The organism is Cellulomonas wangleii, from assembly GCF_018388445.1.
GTDB lineage: Bacteria > Actinomycetota > Actinomycetes > Actinomycetales > Cellulomonadaceae > Cellulomonas > Cellulomonas wangleii.
On record NZ_CP074405.1, the window covers coordinates 744,692 to 762,366 of the forward strand.

The following is a 17,675-nucleotide window of genomic DNA, read 5'->3' on the forward strand; positions in this document are numbered from 1 at the left end:
ACCATGCTCCGCTCGCTCTTCTCCGGCATCAGCGGTCTGCGCAGTCACCAGACCATGCTCGACGTCACCGGCAACAACATCGCCAACGTCAACACCACGGGCTTCAAGTCCTCGCAGGTGCAGTTCCAGGACACCCTGTCCCAGGTGCTGTCCAACGCCGGCGGCGCCCAGGAGGGCGTCGGCGGCACCAACCCCGCCCAGGTGGGGCTCGGCGTGCGCGTCGCCGGCGTCACGACCAGCTTCACGCAGGGCGCCTCGCAGACCACCGGTCGCAGCACCGACATGATGATCCAGGGCGACGGGTTCTTCGTCGTGCGCAAGGGCGCGGAGACCTACTACACGCGCGCCGGGTCGTTCGACTTCGACGCGACCGGGCAGATGGTGCTGCCGGGCGAGGGCGCCCTGGTGCAGGGCTGGGCGGCCACCAACGGCGTGGTCGACACCAACGCGGCGCTCACCGACCTGCGCGTCCCGGCCGGCACGACCATGGGTGCCGTCGCGTCGCGGGGCGCCGTGTTCGACGGCAACCTCGACGCGGCCGCCGCGGACGGCACGTCCAAGACGCTGACCACCACGCTGTACGACTCGGTCGGCACCGCCCGCACGCTGGCCCTGACGTTCACCAAGGACGCGACGGGCTGGAACGTCGCGGCCACCGACGGCACCACGGCCGTGGCCCAGCAGGCCGTGACCTTCGACGCGAACGGCGCCATCACGGCGCCGCGGTCGCTCGCGGTCGGGGGCGTCACCGTGGACCTCGGCGCTCTGACGGGCTACGCGGGCCTCGACACGGCGCAGGCCGTGTCCCAGGACGGGCAGGCCGCCGGCACGCTGCTGTCGTTCGTGCTGGGCGCGGACGGCACCATCACCGGCGCCTTCAGCAACGGGCTCAAGCAGGTGATCGGGCGCATCGCGCTCGGTGCGTTCACCAACCCGGCGGGCCTGGAGAAGGCCGGCGGCTCGCTGTACCGCACGAGCGTCAACTCCGGCGACGCCCAGGTCGGCACCGCCGGGACGGGCGGGCGCGGGTCCCTGGCGGGCGGCGCGCTCGAGATGTCGAACGTCGACCTGTCCAGCGAGTTCACCAGCCTCATCGTGGCGCAGCGGGGGTTCCAGGCGAACTCCCGCATCATCACCACGTCCGACGAGGTGCTCAACGAGCTGGTCAACCTCAAGCGCTGATGGTCGACGGCATCGCGGCGATCGCCGCACGCATGGCGCACATCCGTGGGCTCGTCGCCCCGGCGGCGGTCGTGGCGTCCCCCGCCACGACCACCGCCACGGGCACGGCCTTCGCCGACGCCTTGTCCCGGGCCACCGCGACGTACGAGCCCGCGGCGCCGCCCGCGCCGACGACGACCGTCGACACGTCGGCGTCGTCGGTGCGGCGGATCAACGGCGACATGCTGCCGCAGGGCCTGGCGGGCCACGCCAACGGCCGGGTCCCGGACGCCGCCCTCACCCCGGTCGGCGACACCGGCCACCGGCTGTGGCAGCCGGCCGCGCAGCAGCTGACGCGGATGATCGCCGACGCGCGGGCGCAGGGCGTCACCATCGGCATCACGGACTCGTACCGCACGTACGACACGCAGGTCGACCTCGTACGTCGCAAGGGCCTGTACTCGCAGGGCGGCCTCGCGGCCGCCCCCGGCACGTCCGACCACGGCTGGGGCCTGGCCGCCGACCTGCGGCTGGACGCGACGGCGCAGGCGTGGATGCGGGCCAACGCCGATCGCTACGGCTTCGCCGAGGACACGCCGCGCGAGCCGTGGCACTGGGCGTACCAGACCTGACGTCCCCGCACGTGGGACCCCCCGACCCCTCAGGGCCGGTGCCCTCCTGCCGATGGGCCGGGTGCACCCCACGGACGGGGTGCGCGCGGTGGGAGCGGCTCGGTGCCGCCCGCCGCGCGGACGCAGGACCAGGGACGGGGCGTGCCGTGATCGTCGTGACGCGACTGAGCGGGGGCAGGTTCGGGGTGAACCCCGACCTGATCCAACGTGTGGACAGCGCACCCGACACGATCCTCACGCTGGTCGACGGCACCAAGCTGATCGTGCGGGAGTCCCTCGACGAGGTGATCGCCCTGATCCACGACCAGCGCGCCGGGCTGCTGGCCCGCGCCCGGGACATCGAGCGGCTGCGCCCCGTGCGCGCCGTGCCGGACCTCGTCGACGACGCGGAGGGCGACGACCCGCCGCCGCCCGTGCTGCTGCGGCAGAGGGACCGCTGATGGACCCGGCCGGGATCATCGGCATCGTCCTCGCGTTCGGCGCGATCTTCGCCGCGCTGACGCTCGAGGGCGCCGACCCGATGTCGATCCTGCTGCCCGCGCCGCTGATCCTGGTGTGGGGCGGCACCCTGGGCGTGGGCCTGGCCGGGCACACGCTCAAGGACGCCAAGGCCGCGTTCGCGGCGGTCCCGCGCGCCCTGCGCGCCCGCGCCCCCAAGCCCGGCGCGAACGTCGAGACCGTGATCTCCCTCGCGGAGCGCGCCCGGCGCGAGGGGCTGCTGGCCCTGGAGGACGACGCGCGGCAGGTCGAGGACCCGTTCCTGCGCGAGGGGCTGCAGGCCGCGATCGACGGCACGGACCCCGAGGACCTGCGGATGATCCTCGAGGACCGGATCGCCACCAAGCGCACCGCGGACCGCGTGCACTCCAAGTACTTCGTCGACATGGGCGGCTATGCCCCGACCATCGGCATCATCGGCACGGTCATCTCGCTGGTGCACGTGCTGGAGAACCTCGCCGACCCGGCCTCCCTGGGGCACTCCATCGCGGCGGCGTTCGTCGCGACGCTCTGGGGCATCCTGTCCGCCAACGTCGTCTGGCTGCCGCTGGGCACGCGGATCCGGCGCATCTCGGACCTCGAGTGCCAGCAGATGGAGATCACGCTCGAGGGCCTGCTGGCCGTGCAGTCGGGTGCCAACCCCCGGCTGGTCGGCGAGCGGCTGCGCAGCCTGCTGCCCGAGGCGGAGGGCCGCGCGGACTCGCGCAAGGAGGCCGCGTGAGCGGCCGGCCCGGGCGTCGCCGGTCGCGCGCCCCCGAGGAGGAGCACGTCAACCACGAGCGCTGGCTCGTGAGCTACTCCGACATGATCACCGTGCTCATGGCGCTGTTCATCGTGCTCTTCGCGATCAGCCAGGTCGACCAGGAGAAGTACATCGCCCTCAGCCAGTCCCTGGCCGCCGGGTTCGGGGACGGCACCCCCGAGGTCCCGCCCTCGCAGCTCGACGGCGGGCCGGGCGTCCTCGACGGGCTGGTCCCGCAGGACCGGGACGCCGTCGCCGCGAGCACCGCCGGCCTCGTGGACGCCGACAGCGGGCTGGGGGAGCAGGGGAGCACGCCGGCCCCGCGCCCGTCGGTGGACCCGGTGCTGCTGGCCGCCGCGCAGCAGGAGGCCGCGCACCTGGCCGCGATCCGCGAGACCATCCGCGCGAGCCTGGCCGGTCAGGGCCTCGAGTCGGTGGTCGCCTTCCGCATCGACGAACGCGGCCTGGTGCTCGGTCTCGTGGCCGACGACGTGTTCTTCGCCCCCGCGAGCGCGCAGCTCACGGACACCGCGCGGCGGGTGCTGGACGCGGCCGGGCCGACCCTGGTGGCCCTGCCGGAGCAGATCGCGGTCGAGGGGCACGCCAACGTGCTGCCGGTCGCCGGCCGCTACGCCACCAACTGGGAGCTGTCCGCCGACCGTGCCACGCAGGTGCTGCGGCACCTGGTCGAGCGCGACGGGCTGGCGCCCGGCCGGGTGTCGGCGGTCGGGTACGGCGACGCGCGGCCGGTCGCGGCCGGGATGGACGACACCTCGCTGGCCGTGAACCGGCGGGTGGACCTGGTCGTGCTGAGCGACGCGCCCGAGCGGGTGCGTGAGCTGGTCCCCGCGGTGGTCACGCCGTGACCGCCGTCCGCCGCCCCGAGACGGAGGTGTGAGATGCCCATCGAGCAACGGGTCGTGTCCCGGCAGAAGATCGGCGCGCGGGGGTCCGCGGCGCCCGAGGCGGTGCCGACCGCCCCGCCCGCACCGGCCGGTCGGCCCCGCCGCCGGCTCCTGCTGGTGGTGGTCCTGGTCCTGGTGCTGGCCGTGGCCGGTGCCGCGGCGTGGTTCCTGCTGGGCCGCGACGCCGAGGTCCCCGAGGCCCCGGTCGCCGAGCCGGCTCCCGTCGCCGGGGAGGTGGTGCAGGTCGACCCGATCAGCATCAACCTGGCCGACGGGCGGTACCTGCGGCTCGGTCTGGGTCTGCAGCTCACCGCGGACGCGCACGGTGCACCCGACCCGTCCCGCGCGCTCGACCTGGCGATCTCCCTGTACTCCGGCCGGACGGTCGGCGAGGTGTCCGACCCCACGACCCGCGACGCGCTCAAGACGCAGCTCGCGGAGCAGCTCGCGCACGCCTACGAGGGCGAGGTGATGGACGTCTACCTGACGAACTACGTCACGCAGTGACGTGATCCACCGGCGCCACGGACGGCGCCGTCGTCGCTCCCCGCCGCGCGCGACCGTGCCGCGCGACAGACCGCCCACGACGGGCGGCGGGAGATCCACCGCACGGTCGGCCCACCGGTGACGGGCCTCGTCGTCCCGTCGTCCGGGTCCGGTGCACCGTTCTCCTCATGACCGCGCGCGCTCCGCCGATGGGGTGGTCGTGACGCCGTCCCCACCCGTGACCGACGCGCCCGCGCCCGCGGCGTCGGCCCGCCGACGCGCCGGCACCGCCGCGCCGGTGCCGTACGACTTCCGCCGCCCGCTGACGCTGTCCCGCGAGCACGCCCGCCACCTGTCGATGGCCCTGCAGCGGTTCGCCCGCCAGTGGGGCACGCAGCTCACGGCGCGCCTGCGCGCGCTCGTCCAGGTGACCTTCGAGGAGGTCTCGCTCGTCACGTACGACGAGCACGTGGCGAACCTGCCCACCCCCACCGCGCTGTTCGTGTGCACGGTCGACAAGCCGCGCGGCACCGCGCTGCTGCAGATGCCGGTCGGCACCACGCTCGTCTGGGTCGACTACCTCTTCGGGGGCACGGGCCTGGGTGACGACCGGGAGGGTCGCGAGCTCACCGAGATCGAGACCACCGTGGTGCGCGACCTCGTCGGGCACGCGCTGGCCGACCTGTCGTACACCTTCGCGTCGATCATGCCGCTGGAGCTCACGGTGCGGTCGGTCCAGTACAACCCGCAGTTCGTGCAGGCCGTCGCGGCCACCGACGCCGTCCTCTCGGCGCGGTTCACCCTGCGCGTCGGCGAGGACCGGGTCGAGTCCGCCACCCTCATGCTGCCGGCCGAGCCCGTGCTCGCCGCGCTGCGCGCCGACCAGCGTCCCGACGACCCGGTCCAGGGCCACGACGCGCAGGACCGGGCCCGGGCGGACCTCGAGCGCGCCGCCCTCGACGTCCCGGTCGAGGTGGCGGTGCGCTGCACCCCGCGCACGCTGCACCCCCGTGACGTGGTCGACCTCGCCGTCGGTGACGTCCTGCCCTTGTCCCACCCCGCGAGCCGACCGCTGGAGGTGGTGGTCGACGACGTCGTGCTCGCGCACGCCGCGGCGGGCACGCACGGGTCCCGGCTCGCCTGCCAGGTCGTCAGCGTCGAGGAGATCCCCGCATGAGCACCACGTCCACCGTCGTCGACGCCCTGGCGGCCGCCGCCGCCGCGGCCCCCCTCGTGCCGGCGGCCGTCCCGCTCGGTGCCGTCCCCGCGACCGGCGCCCCACCGGCCGACGCGCTCGCGGTCGTCGCCGGCGTCGTCGGCCCGGTCTCCGCCGAGCTGGCCGTCGTGCTCGGCCCGCAGGTCGCGCACGCCCTCGCGGAGGGTGCCGGCGGGGCGGCGCTGGACCCGGCGGTCGCGCTGCGCCCGGCGCTGCAGGCCGCCGCCGCCACCCTCGGCGACGGTGTGCTGGAGCCGGCGCGCGTGACCACGGCCGGGCTCGTCACGGGCCCCGGCAGCCAGGTCGTCGCGCTCGAGGGCGTCGACGGCACGTACGCGTGGGTCGTGGTGCGCGAGCGTCCGGGCGTCCCGCCGCAGGCGGCCACGCCGAGCCTGCCCTCGCAGCGCGGGGCGTCGTTGCGCGCGCTGTACGACGTCGAGCTCACCCTCACGGCGGAGATCGGCCGCGCCCGCCTGCCGCTGCGGCAGGTGCTGGACCTCACGCCGGGCACGGTGCTGGAGCTGGACCGCGCGGCCGGCGGTCCCGCGGACGTCGTCGTCAACGGTCGTCTGATCGCGCGCGGCGAGGTCGTGGTCGTGGACGAGGACTTCGCGGTGCGCATCACCGAGATCGTCAGCGCGCCGGACGCCGTCTGATGGACGAGCTCCTGCTGGTCGGTCGCGTGCTGCTGTCGCTGGCGTGCGTCGTCGGGCTGATCTGGTACCTGGCGCGCCGGTTCGGTGCGTCGCGTCCGGCGGCCGACGACCGCGAGCCGCGCGTGCGCGTCGTCGACCGGCAGGCGCTCGGGCGGACGTCCGGCGTCGCCGTCGTGGCCGTGGGCAGCCGCCGGCTGCTCGTGGGCTTCGGTGAGCAGCAGGTCGCGCTGCTCACCGAGCTGGGCCCGGTCGTCGAGCGCCCGCCGACGGTGGGCGCCGACGCGGTCGTCCCCGCGCCGCGGACGCCGGACACCGCGGCGGCCGCGGGCCCGCTCGCCGGCTCGGTGCTGTCGCCGCAGACGTGGCGCGCGACCGTGCGGGCGCTGCAGGACCGCACGGTGCGGCGATGACGCCCGTGCAGGGGGCACGGACGTCGCCCGTCCGCCGGTACCTGCTGCTGGTCGGTGCGGTGCTGCTGGCGCTGCTCGTGCTGCAGGTCGCGCAGGGGGCCGAGGCGTCCGCCACCGTGGGCCCGACACCCCCGGCCGCCCCCGCCGAACCGACGGACCCGACCGGCAACGGTGAGGTGTCCGTGCAGGTCAACGGCATCAACGGGACGCCGAGCGGCTCGATCGTGGTGCTGCTGGGCATCACGCTGCTGTCGGTCGCACCCTCCCTGATCCTGCTCACCACGAGCTTCACCAAGATCCTCGTGGTGCTCTCGCTGACCCGCAACGCCCTCGGGCTGCAGGGCGTGCCGCCCAACCAGGTGCTCGCGGGCATCGCGCTGTTCCTGTCGCTGTTCGTCATGGCGCCCGTCCTCAGCGGCGTCAACGAGCTCGGCGTGCAGCCCTACCTCGACGGCAGCCTGACGTTCACGCAGGCGGTGGAGTCCGGGCAGCAGCCGCTGCGCGAGTTCATGCTCGCCCACACGCGCGAGGAGGACGTCGCGCTGCTCACGCGAGCAGCCGAGCAGCCCAACCCGCAGACGCCCGCCGACGTGCCTTTCACCGTGCTGGCGCCGGCCTTCCTGCTCTCCGAGCTGCGCGCCGCGTTCATCATGGGCTTCGTCATCTTCGTGCCGTTCCTCGTCATCGACCTGGTCGTGTCCGCGGCGCTGATGGCGATGGGCATGATGATGCTGCCGCCCATCATGGTGTCGCTGCCGTTCAAGCTGCTGCTGTTCGTGCTGGTCGACGGCTGGGGGCTGGTCGTCACCGCCCTCGTCGGCTCGTACGCGGGTGCCGGCTAGTGGACACCAACGCGGTCCTCGACATCGCCCTCGACGCCCTGGTGCTGACGGCCAAGCTCGCCGCTCCCGTGCTCGTCACCGCGCTCGTCGTCGGGTTCACGGTCTCGCTCGTGCAGTCCGTGACGCAGATCCAGGAGGTCACGCTCTCGTTCGTGCCCAAGGCGGTGGCCGCGGGTGCGGCGCTGCTCATCTGCGGGCACTGGATGATCACCGAGCTCGTGACCTTCACCCACGAGCTCTACGGCCGGATCCCGGCGCTCGTGGGCGGGTGAGCACCGGATGGATCCCGTCGCCGTCACCCTGCCGCTCGCCGCGGTCCAGACCACCCTGCTCGCGTCCGTGCGGATGATCGCGTTCCTCGTGGTCGCGCCGCCGTTCGCGCAGCGGGGCGTGCCCGGGTCCGTCAAGGTCGCGCTGGGCACCGGGCTCGCGCTGGCGGTCGCCCCGCGCCTGCCGCAGGTGCCGTCCGCGAGCACGGCCGTGTTCTTCGGCGACCTCGCGCTGCAGGCGGTCGTGGGGGCCGCGACCGGGTTCCTCGTGTACCTGCTGTTCGCCGCGGTCCAGTCCGCCGGTGCCCTGGTCGACCTGTTCGGCGGGTTCCAGATCGCCGCGGCGTTCGACCCGATGAGCATGACGAGCGGCGCGCAGTTCTCGCGGCTGTACCAGCTGCTCGCCGTGGTGCTGCTGTTCGCGTCCGACGGGTACCAGCTCGTCGTCGCCGGGCTCGTCCGCACCTTCGACGCCCTGCCCCTGGGTGTCATGTTCTCCACCGCCGCGTACGGGCAGAGCCTCGCCGACGGGCTGACCGACATGTTCGTCGCGGCGCTGCAGATCGCCGGGCCGCTGCTCGTCGTGCTGTTCCTGGCCGACGTGGGCCTGGGGCTGCTGACCCGCGTCTCGCCCGCGCTCAACGCGTTCGCCCTCGGGTTCCCGCTGAAGATCCTGCTGACGCTCACCCTGTCCGGGTTCGCGCTGCTCGCGCTGCCCGACATCCTCGGCACGCTCGCCGAGGACGCGGCCACGACCGTCCCGGCGGTGCTGCGATGAGCGGGGAGCGCAGCGAGAAGGCCACACCGCAGCGGATGAAGGACGTGCGGCGCAAGGGGCAGCTCGGCCGCTCGCAGGACCTGTCGGCGTGGGTGGGGCTGGGCGCGGCCGCCGTCATGCTGCCCGGCGTGCTCACCCGTGCGCAGGACGCCGGCCTCGAGCAGATGGCGCAGGTGCGCGCCGTCGCGGTCACCGCCGACCCCCTGCAGGCGGTCGAGGTGCTGCGCGCCGCGCTGACGAGCCTGGGCACCACGCTCGCGCCCATGTTCGTGGTCCTCGTGGTCGTGACGATCGTCGTCGCCGCCGCGCAGGGCGGCATCACGTTCCGCAGCATGAAGCCGCGGTTCGACCACCTCAAGCCCGCGGCCGCGGCCAAGCGCTTCGTCGGCCCGCAGGCGCTGTGGCAGGGGGTCAAGACCCTGCTCAAGACGCTCGCCGTCGCGGGCGTGCTCGTCATGGGCGTGCAGGCGATGGTGCCGACGCTCATGGCGTCGGGCACGCTCCCGCTGTCCGCGATCCTCGGCGCGGCCGGTACCGGGGCCGCCGACCTGCTGCGCGGCGGGATCGCCGCCGGCATCGCGCTGGCCGCGGTCGACCTCGCCGTCGTCGTGCGCCGCAACCGCAAGTCGACGCGCATGACCAAGCAGGAGCTCAAGGAGGAGAACAAGCGCACGGAGGGCGACCCGCACGTCAAGGGCGCCATCCGCGCGAAGCAGGCGCGCATGAGCCGCAACCGCATGATGGCGCAGGTCGCGCAGGCCGACGTGGTCCTGGTCAACCCCACCCACGTGGCCGTCGCCCTGCGCTACGAGCCGGGCACGGGTGCACCGCGCGTCGTGGCCAAGGGCGCCGGGAACGTCGCCACCCGGATCCGCGAGCTCGCCACGGAGCACCGCGTCCCGCTCGTGGAGGACGTGCCCCTCGCGCGCGCCCTGCACGGTGCCTGCGAGGTCGACCAGGAGATCCCCGAGCAGCTGTTCACCGCCGTCGCCCGGGTGCTCGCGTTCGTCATGGCGCTGCGGCGCCGCGGCGCCGGCGCCGGGCACCACCGTCTGCCCACCGGCTCCGCGCTGCCGGCCGGCACCCCCGTCCCACCCCGAGGCCGGCGCCGCGCCGGTCCCGCCCCCAGGAGCTGACCGTGCAGAACCGTTCCGTCGCCCGCCTGGCGGTGCCCGTCGGCATCGTCGGCATCGTGCTGATGCTCGTCGTGCCGCTGCCCGCGCCGCTGCTCGACGTGCTCATCGTCGTCAACATCACCGGTTCCCTCGTGGTGCTGCTGACCAGCATGTACGTGCGCAAGCCGCTCGACTTCTCGGTGTTCCCGTCGTTGATCCTCGTGCTGACCCTGTTCCGCCTGGGCATCAACGTGGCCAGCACGCGCCTGGTGCTGCGCGACGGGTTCGCCGGTGAGGTCATCGAGGCGTTCGGCCACTTCGTCGTGGGCGGGTCGCTCGTCATCGGCCTGGTGATCTTCCTCATCCTCGTCGTCATCCAGTTCGTGGTGATCACCAGCGGCGCGGGCCGCGTGGCCGAGGTCGGCGCCCGCTTCACGCTCGACGCGATGCCGGGCAAGCAGATGGCGATCGACGCCGACCTCAACTCGGGGCTGATCGACGAGGACGAGGCGCGCCGGCGCCGGGCGGAGATCTCCGCCGAGGCCGACTTCTACGGCGCCATGGACGGCGGGTCCAAGTTCGTCAAGGGCGACGCCATCGCGGGCATCGTCATCACGATCATCAACCTCGTCGCCGGGTTCGCCGTCGGCATGCTGCAGATGGGCATGTCCGCGGGCGAGTCGATCGAGCGGTTCAGCCTGCTGACCGTCGGCGACGGCCTGGTCACGCAGATCCCCGCCCTGCTGCTGGCCGTGGCCACCGGCATCGTCGTCACGCGGGCCACGGCCGAGGGGGACATGGGCACCGTCGCGGCGGCGCAGCTCATGCAGTCCCGCACCGCGCTGACCGTGGCCGGTGGCGCGGGGGTGGCGCTCGCGCTGCTGCCGGGCATGCCCAAGCTGCCCTTCCTGCTGGTCGGAGGGCTGCTGCTGGTGGCCGCCCAGCGCGTCGGTGCGCGTCAGCAGGCCGAGGCGGCCGCCGAGCAGGCCCCCGAGGCGGCGGCCGACCCGACGGCTCCGCCCGCGGAGGGCCCCGAGCAGCTCATCGAGCAGATGCGCGTGCACACCCTGGAGATCCTGCTCGCGCCGGACCTCGTCGACCTGGTCGGGGCCGGACCGGACCGCGACCTGCTGGCCCGGGTTCGCGCGTTGCGCCGCAAGGTCGCGCTCGACCTGGGCATCGTGGTGCCGCCCGTCCGCACCCGCGACAGCGTCGACCTGCCGCCGTCGACGTACGTGGTGCGGGTCGCCGGCGTCGAGGTGGGCCGCGGGCAGGCGCCCCCCGGACGGGTCCTGGCGCTGGGGGACGACCTGGCGGCGCTGCCCGGTACCGCCGTGTCCGAGCCCGTCTTCGGGCTGCCCGGCAAGTGGGTCCCCGCCGAGCTGCGGCACACCGCGGAGATCAGCGGCGCGACCGTCGTCGACCGGGTGTCGGTGCTGGTCACGCACCTGTCCGCGCTCGTGCAGCAGCACGCCGCACGGCTCCTGGGACGCGAGGACGTGCGGCTGCTCACGGAGGGCGTCAAGCAGGTCAACCCGTCCGTCGTGGAGGAGCTCGTGCCCTCGCTGCTGTCGCTGGGGGAGGTGCAGCGGGTGCTGCAGGGGCTGCTCACGGAGGAGGTCGCGATCCGCGACCTCGGTCGCATCTACGAGGCGCTGACCCTGCGGGCCCGCGTCTCCACCGAGGCCGAGGGCCTGGTCGAGGCGGCACGCGCCGCCCTGGGCCCGGCGCTGGCGGCGCCGTACGTGCAGGAGGGCGTGCTGCGGGTGCTCACCCTGGAGCCGCTGCTGGAGCACCAGCTGGCGGAGAGCCTGCGGCACGGCGAGCAGGGCAGCCAGCTGCTGGTCGACCCGCAGCGCCTCGACACGGTGCTGCAGCAGCTGCGGGCCGCGGTGGGCCGGGCCGAGGCGGAGGGACGGGGCGTCGTGCTGGCGTGCTCACCCGCGATCCGGCCGGCGCTGCGCCGGCTGGTGGCGCTCGCGGACGCCCGCCTCCCGGTGCTGTCCTACACCGAGGTCACGGCCGCGGGTGTCCAGGTCGACACCGTCGGGGTGGTGAACAGTGACCACGCGATTGCTGCTTGAGGGCCCCGACCTCGAGGAGCTGGTCGAGCAGGTCCGGGAGGAGCTCGGCAGCCGCGCGCGCATCGTGCGCGCGGAACGCGTGCGCAGCGGCGGGTTCGCCGGCTTCTTCGCCCGCGAGCGGTTCGAGGTGACGGTGGACGTGCCGGACGAGCCGGCGCCGCCCGGTCGCCCGCGGCGCCACGCGGTCGTGCCGGTGGGGTCCGGGCTGGAGGGCCTGCTGGCGGCGGCCGACGCCGCGGACGGTGACGACGGTGCGGACGGCGCGTCCGGTACCGACGCGGCCCGCGCCACCGAGGAGTTCGCCGCGGTGCTCGACCAGGTCCGCACCCTGGTCGGCCTGCCGGTGCCGGAGGTGGCCGCGCCCGAGCGTGCCGCCGCCCTGGCCGTCCCGCCCGCCCGGGCCCACGCCGCGCCCGCTCCACCGGCCGCGCCCTCGGTGGGCTCGACGGGCTCGGCGCTGCGGGCCGAGCTGGAGCGGCTCGGCGTCCCCGCGCACCTGCTCGGCACCGGGCCGGTGACGCTGGGCGGCGTCCTGGGCCGGCTGCCCCGGCCGCCGGTACCGCCGCGCGGGCCCGGGCAGCTGCTGGTCGTCGTCGGCGAGGGCGACGGCCCCCGGGCGGTGGCGCGCACGCTCGCGGTGCGCTGGGGCCTGCCGGACGGCTGCGTGCACGAGCCGGACGTCGCCGGACCGGTCGTCGTGCCGGCACGTGAGCCCACGTCGCCGCAGGTCGTGGCCGTGCGCGTCGGGCCGGACCACCACGACCGGGCGCTGGCCGCCCGCGCCCTCGCCGCGATCGCGCCCGACCAGGTGTGGGCGGTCACCGACGCGCGGACGAAGCCTGCCGACGTCACGGCCTGGGTCACGGCCGTCGGCGCGGAGCGGCGTGTCGACGCGCTGGCCGTGCACGGCCTGCTCGACACGACGGCACCGGGCACGGTGCTCGAGCCGGGGCTGCCGGTGGCCTGGGTCGACGGCGTGCCGGCCTCCCGCCTCGTGTGGGCGGCGGCGCTCGGTCAGGACCTGGACGCCGCGCTGACCTGAGCCGACGTCTGGGGACCCCGCCGCGAGCCGGGGTAGTGTCGCAGCATGCTCGTGCTCACCCGCCGCGTCGGCGAGAGCCTCGTCATCGGGGACGACGTCGTCGTCACCGTCCTCGAGGTCCGGTCCGACGGCGTCCGTCTGGGGATCGACGCCCCGCGGCACGTGCGGGTGCACCGTGCCGAGGTCCTCGACGCCGTCCGGCAGGAGAACGCGCGCGCCGTCGAGGCCGACGACGCCGCCGCGGCGGCGCTGCGCGGTCTGCTGCCGCGGCCCGCGGCACCGGCCGACGGCACCGCACGCGACTGACGCCCGCCCGCCCGGGCTGCGCGCACCCGGGTGACAGGTCGCGCCGACCGCTCAGGCCCGCCCGCCCCCGGCCGATGGGTCCGCCGTGGGGTGCGGTGCGCGCCCTCCCGGTCAGGAGGGGCGGATGGACGACGACGTCGACGACATCGTCCGCGAGTTCCTCGTCGAGTCGTACGAGAACCTCGACCAGCTCGACCGTGACCTGGTCGAGCTCGAGGAGCACCCGGGGTCACGCCCGCTGCTGAGCAGCGTGTTCCGCACCATCCACACGATCAAGGGCACCAGCGGGTTCCTCGCGCTGGGTCGGCTCGAGCGCGTCACGCACGTCGGCGAGAGCCTGCTCGTGGAGCTGCGCGACGGCCGGCGCGTGATGGACCAGGCCACCACCGACGTCCTGCTCGCCATGGTCGACAAGGTCCGGGAGCTCCTGGCAGCCGTCGAGGTGGACGGCACCGAGGGCGCCGTCGCGGTCGAGGACGTGGTGGCCGCCGTCGAGGCCGTGCGCGCCACGGCGCCGGTGCCGGCGCCCGTCGTCCCGGCCCCGCACCGTGCGCCCGACGCGCTCGTCACCGCCGCCGTGGCACCCCCCGTCGCCCCCGGTGCCGAGACCGTCGCGGCCCCCGCCGCCCTCGTCGCCGCCGCCGTTGCGCACGCCGCACCGCCCGCCGCGCCCGCCGCACCGCCCGCCGCGCCCGTCGCCGACGCCGTCACGCCGCCCGCCGCCGGCGCGGAGGACCACGCGCACCAGCGCGGCGTGGGCGAGTCCGCGATCCGGGTCGACGTCCACCTGCTCGACGCGCTGGTCCGGCAGGTCGGGGAGCTGGTCCTCGCGCGCAACCGCATCAGCCTGCTGGCGGCGGGCACGCACGACACGGCGCTGGTGCGCAGCGCGCAACAGCTCGACCTCATCGCCGGGGAGCTGCAGGAGGGCGTCATGAGGACGCGCATGCAGCCCATCGAGCACGTGTGGTCCAAGATGCCGCGCGTGGTGCGCGACCTCGCCACGGCGTGCGGCCGCGAGGTGCACCTGGAGGTCTCCGGCGGTGACACCGAGCTGGACCGCGGGCTGCTCGAGGCGGTCAAGGACCCGCTCACCCACCTGGTGCGCAACGCGGTGGACCACGGCATCGAGCCGCCCGACGTGCGGGTCGCGGCGGGCAAGCCCGCACGCGGGGTCGTGTCGCTGCGGGCGTACCACACCGGGGGTCAGGTCGTCGTCGAGGTGGCCGACGACGGCCGGGGCATCGACCCGCTCGTCGTGGGGGCCAAGGCCGTCGAGCGTGGCCTGCGTACTCCCGCCCAGGTCGCGCAGGCCTCGGAGGCCGACCTGCTGCGTCTGCTCTTCCTGCCCGGGTTCTCCACGGCGCCGGCGGTCACCGCCGTGTCCGGTCGTGGCGTCGGCATGGACGTGGTGAGGACCAAGATCGAGGCGGTCGGCGGGACCGTCGACGTCGAGTCGACGGTGGGGGCCGGGACCGTCTGGCGGCTGCGGGTCCCGCTGACGCTCGCGATCATGCCCGCGCTCACCGTGGAGTGCGCCGGGGACGTGTTCGCCCTCCCGCAGGTCGACCTGCTCGAGCTGGTCGCGCTCGACGACCGGCGCGGCACCGCGGGTGTGGAGGAGGTCCACGGTGCGCGCGTCCACCGGCTGCGGGGCGACCTGCTGCCGCTGGTGCCGCTCACCGAGGTGCTCGGCGTGACGCCGGCCGCCGGGGCCGCCGAGGGCCGGGTCGTCGCCGTCGTGCAGGCCGAGCAGCGCTTCGGCCTGCTGGTGGACCGGGTGCTCAACACCGAGGAGATCGTCGTCAAGGCGCTGTCGGGCCGGCTCAAGAGCCTCGGCGTGTACGCGGGGGCCACCGTGCTCGGTGACGGGCGCGTGGCGCTGATCCTCGACGTGCAGGGCCTGGCCCGCCGCGCGCGGGTCACCGCCGTCGAGGGCGGCTCGGACGACGCAGCAGCCGTGACCGATGAGGTCGTCACGCGGCAGATGCTCGTCGTGGGTGTCGGGGAGGACCGGCGCGTCGCCATGCCGCTGGAGGAGGTCGCCCGGCTCGAGCAGCTGCGCCCCGACCAGGTGGAGCGCGTCGGTGGCCGGGAGGTCGTGCGCTACCGCGGCGGCGTGCTGCCGCTCGCACGCCTCGACGCCCTGCTCGGGGTGCCCCGGGCTGCGGCCGGCGCCGGTCTCCTCGTCGTCGTGCTCGAGCGGGCCGGGCGCACCGCGGGGCTCGTCGTGACGTCGATCGTCGACATCACCGAGGACCGTGCCGACCAGCACGCGGACGTCGTCGACCACGGGCTGCTCGGCGCGACCGTCCTGGGCGGGCGCGTCACCGAGCTGCTCGACGTGCGGGCCGCCGTGCTCGCCGCCGACCCCGCATTCTACGGGACCGCCCCCGAGCCGGTGGGAGCGGGCCGATGACCGAGTACGTGACGTTCGTGCTCGCCGACCACCTGTACGGGGTGGACGTGCTGCGCGTCCAGGAGGTGCTGCGGGCACCGGTCCGCACCCGCGTGCCCCTGGCGCCGCCCGAGGTGGCGGGGCTGGTCAACCTGCGGGGCCAGGTGGTCCTCACCATCGACCTGCGCACCCGCCTGGGCCTGCCGCCGCCGGTGACGCCACCGGTGATGACCGTGGTCGTCGAGGTCGGCGACGAGCCGGTCAGCCTGCTGGTCGACGAGGTCGGCGACGTCCTCGAGTGCGGCCCCGACTCGTTCGAGCCGCCGCCGCCCACGCTCGACCCCCGCCTCGCGGACGTCATCCGCGGCGCCCACAAGCTCGAGCACCGCCTGCTGCTCGTCCTCGACGTCGACGCTGCCGTCGCGGCGCAGCGACCCCTCCCGTCCCTCACCCAGGAGTCCTGATGAGCACCTTCACCGCGTCCGGGCGGCAGCGCCGTCTCACCCGCTGGTTCGTCAACCGCTCGGTGCAGACCAAGATCCTCGCGGTGATCGGGTTCATGGCCGTGGTCTCGCTGGGCTCGGCCGCCTTCTCCTACCTGCAGCTGGGGGCGACCGCGGCCGACACCGCCCTGGTCGTGACGGTCGAGAAGTCGGCGGCGGCGGCCCGGGACCGCGTCTACGAGGGTCAGCTCACGGCCCGGCTCATCGTCGCGCAGCTGGCGGCGACCAGCGACGAGGACGACGTGGAGCGGCTGCTGGCGCGGCAGGGGGAGAACGACGCGGCAGTCGCCGAGGCGTTCGCCGTGATCGAGGCCACCCCGGACACCGCGGAGTCCGCAAGCTGGCAGCGGTTCCGGTCCGGTTACGACGACTGGCTCGCGGTCCGGGACGCCCGCCTGGTCCCGCTGGCCGTCGCCGACGACCTGCCCGCGTTCGAGATCGCCGAGGCCGGCATCAGCCAGCCCATGGTGGAGTCCTACCTCTCCTACCTGGACACCTTCGGGGCCGAGCTGTCCGCGTTCATGGACGAGACGGCCGCGGGCGCGACCGCCCGGGCCAAGTGGTCCGGTCTGCTGGTGGTCGGGGCCTGCGGCCTGGCGGTGCTGCTGGCGGTCCTGGTGGGTGCGTGGGTCGCCCGGTCCGTCCGCACCTCGGTCCGGGAGGTGCAGCGGTCGGTCGTCGCCATGTCCGGCGGCGACTTCACGCGCCGTCCCCACGTGACGCACCACGACGAGGTGGGCCGGATGGCGATCCAGCTCGCCGCCGCGCAGGACGCCGTGCGGCAGACGCTCGGCGGTGTGGTCGAGTCGGCCGGGGCGGTCGCCGCGGCGGCCGAGGAGCTCGCGGCCGCGTCCGGACAGGTGGCCTCCGGGTCGGAGGAGACGAGCGTGCAGGCCGGGATGGTCGCCTCGGCGGCCGAGCAGGTGTCCCGCAACGTGCAGGCCGTCGCCGCCGGTGCGGAGCAGATGGGGGCCTCCATCCGGGAGATCGCGCAGAACGCGTCCGAGGCGGCCAAGGTCGCCCAGGCGGCCACCGGTGCGGCGGCCACGGCGAACGACACGGTCTCCCGGCTCGGGTCGTCCAGCGCCCAGATCGGCAACGTCGTCAAGCTCATCACGCAGATCGCGGAGCAGACCAACCTGCTGGCCCTCAACGCGACCATCGAGGCCGCCCGCGCCGGTGAGGCCGGCAAGGGCTTCGCGGTGGTCGCGTCCGAGGTCAAGGAGCTGGCCCAGGAGACGGCACGGGCGACCGAGGACATCGCGCGGCGCGTCGAGGCGATCCAGGCGGACACCACCGGCGCCGTCCAGTCCATCGGGCAGATCGGCTCGATCATCGCCAGCATCAACGACTACCAGCTGACCATCGCGTCCGCGGTGGAGGAGCAGACGGCGACGACGAACGAGATGTCGCGCGGCGTCTCGGAGGCGGCCACCGGGTCCGGCGAGATCGCGTCCGGCATCACCGGTGTCGCCACGGCGTCGCAGACCGCCTCGCAGGTGCTCGCGCAGATGGGCGCCTCGGTCAACGAGCTGGCCCGGCTGTCCGAGGACCTGCGCGGCCGCATGGCGGCGTTCACGTACTGACGCGCCCGTGCCCAGCCCTGTGCCCGCCCCGACGACCCGCCCGGAG

19 protein-coding genes are annotated in these 17,675 nt (G+C 74.9%); all 19 read left to right on the forward strand.

The window, feature by feature from the left end; genetic code table 11:
- The first annotated feature begins 3 nt into the window (after positions 1 to 3).
- The 19 genes from KG103_RS03655 (at position 4) to KG103_RS03745 (ending at position 17,629) form a co-directional block, all read left to right on the forward strand.
- Positions 4 to 1,182: a flagellar hook protein FlgE gene (locus tag KG103_RS03655; protein WP_207340504.1), complete on the forward strand. Its 1,179-nt coding sequence runs from the start codon at positions 4 to 6 to the stop codon at positions 1,180 to 1,182.
- Positions 1,182 to 1,793 carry a M15 family metallopeptidase gene (locus tag KG103_RS03660; RefSeq protein WP_207340505.1) on the forward strand — a complete coding sequence of 204 codons (612 nt, stop codon included), beginning with the start codon at positions 1,182 to 1,184 and terminating at the stop codon, positions 1,791 to 1,793. Before KG103_RS03655 ends, KG103_RS03660 begins: the two co-directional genes overlap by 1 nt.
- A gap of 155 nt (positions 1,794 to 1,948) precedes the next feature.
- Entirely contained in the window at positions 1,949 to 2,233 is a 285-nt protein-coding gene (locus KG103_RS03665; protein WP_249670762.1) for a flagellar FlbD family protein, read from the forward strand.
- A complete protein-coding gene (locus KG103_RS03670) occupies positions 2,233 to 3,012 on the forward strand; it encodes a motility protein A (protein ID WP_207340507.1) in 780 nt (259 codons plus the stop codon). Before KG103_RS03665 ends, KG103_RS03670 begins: the two co-directional genes overlap by 1 nt.
- Positions 3,009 to 3,899: a flagellar motor protein MotB gene (locus KG103_RS03675; RefSeq protein WP_207340508.1), complete on the forward strand. Its 891-nt coding sequence runs from the start codon at positions 3,009 to 3,011 to the stop codon at positions 3,897 to 3,899. The genes KG103_RS03670 and KG103_RS03675 overlap by 4 nt, the downstream gene beginning before the upstream one ends.
- A 33-nt stretch (positions 3,900 to 3,932) precedes the next feature.
- On the forward strand, positions 3,933 to 4,445 hold the full coding sequence (locus KG103_RS03680) for a flagellar basal body-associated FliL family protein (RefSeq protein ID WP_207340509.1): 513 nt from the start codon (positions 3,933 to 3,935) through the stop codon (positions 4,443 to 4,445).
- Positions 4,446 to 4,644: 199 nt separating this feature from the next.
- A complete protein-coding gene (locus KG103_RS03685) occupies positions 4,645 to 5,601 on the forward strand; it encodes a flagellar motor switch protein FliM (protein ID WP_249670764.1) in 957 nt (318 codons plus the stop codon).
- Positions 5,598 to 6,296, forward strand: a complete 699-nt coding sequence (fliN, locus tag KG103_RS03690; protein ID WP_207340510.1) for a flagellar motor switch protein FliN — start codon at positions 5,598 to 5,600, stop codon at positions 6,294 to 6,296. The genes KG103_RS03685 and fliN overlap by 4 nt, the downstream gene beginning before the upstream one ends.
- Positions 6,296 to 6,706, forward strand: coding sequence for a flagellar biosynthetic protein FliO (locus KG103_RS03695; RefSeq protein WP_207340511.1), 411 nt, complete (start codon positions 6,296 to 6,298; stop codon positions 6,704 to 6,706). Before fliN ends, KG103_RS03695 begins: the two co-directional genes overlap by 1 nt.
- On the forward strand, positions 6,703 to 7,548 hold the full coding sequence (gene fliP / locus KG103_RS03700) for a flagellar type III secretion system pore protein FliP (protein WP_207340512.1): 846 nt from the start codon (positions 6,703 to 6,705) through the stop codon (positions 7,546 to 7,548). Before KG103_RS03695 ends, fliP begins: the two co-directional genes overlap by 4 nt.
- The gene (gene fliQ / locus KG103_RS03705; protein ID WP_207340513.1) at positions 7,548 to 7,820 is read left to right on the forward strand and encodes a flagellar biosynthesis protein FliQ; all 273 of its coding nucleotides are present in this window, start codon (positions 7,548 to 7,550) and stop codon (positions 7,818 to 7,820) included. Before fliP ends, fliQ begins: the two co-directional genes overlap by 1 nt.
- Positions 7,821 to 7,827: 7 nt before the next feature.
- On the forward strand, positions 7,828 to 8,595 hold the full coding sequence (locus tag KG103_RS03710) for a flagellar biosynthetic protein FliR (RefSeq protein WP_207340514.1): 768 nt from the start codon (positions 7,828 to 7,830) through the stop codon (positions 8,593 to 8,595).
- Positions 8,592 to 9,731, forward strand: coding sequence for an EscU/YscU/HrcU family type III secretion system export apparatus switch protein (locus KG103_RS03715; RefSeq protein WP_207340515.1), 1,140 nt, complete (start codon positions 8,592 to 8,594; stop codon positions 9,729 to 9,731). The genes KG103_RS03710 and KG103_RS03715 overlap by 4 nt, the downstream gene beginning before the upstream one ends.
- A gap of 2 nt (positions 9,732 to 9,733) precedes the next feature.
- Positions 9,734 to 11,794: a flagellar biosynthesis protein FlhA gene (locus KG103_RS03720; RefSeq protein ID WP_207340516.1), complete on the forward strand. Its 2,061-nt coding sequence runs from the start codon at positions 9,734 to 9,736 to the stop codon at positions 11,792 to 11,794.
- A complete protein-coding gene (locus KG103_RS03725; protein WP_207340517.1) occupies positions 11,772 to 12,836 on the forward strand; it encodes a hypothetical protein in 1,065 nt (354 codons plus the stop codon). The genes KG103_RS03720 and KG103_RS03725 overlap by 23 nt, the downstream gene beginning before the upstream one ends.
- A gap of 45 nt (positions 12,837 to 12,881) precedes the next feature.
- Positions 12,882 to 13,142 (forward strand): carbon storage regulator CsrA, encoded by a 261-nt coding sequence (gene csrA / locus KG103_RS03730; RefSeq protein WP_207340518.1) that lies wholly within the window; start codon positions 12,882 to 12,884, stop codon positions 13,140 to 13,142.
- Between the two features lie 124 nt (positions 13,143 to 13,266).
- Positions 13,267 to 15,561, forward strand: a complete 2,295-nt coding sequence (locus tag KG103_RS03735; protein ID WP_207340519.1) for a chemotaxis protein CheW — start codon at positions 13,267 to 13,269, stop codon at positions 15,559 to 15,561.
- Entirely contained in the window at positions 15,558 to 16,004 is a 447-nt protein-coding gene (locus KG103_RS03740) for a chemotaxis protein CheW (RefSeq protein WP_207340520.1), read from the forward strand. The genes KG103_RS03735 and KG103_RS03740 overlap by 4 nt, the downstream gene beginning before the upstream one ends.
- Positions 16,004 to 17,629 carry a methyl-accepting chemotaxis protein gene (locus KG103_RS03745; RefSeq protein ID WP_207340521.1) on the forward strand — a complete coding sequence of 542 codons (1,626 nt, stop codon included), beginning with the start codon at positions 16,004 to 16,006 and terminating at the stop codon, positions 17,627 to 17,629. Before KG103_RS03740 ends, KG103_RS03745 begins: the two co-directional genes overlap by 1 nt.
- Positions 17,630 to 17,675: the final 46 nt, after the last annotated feature.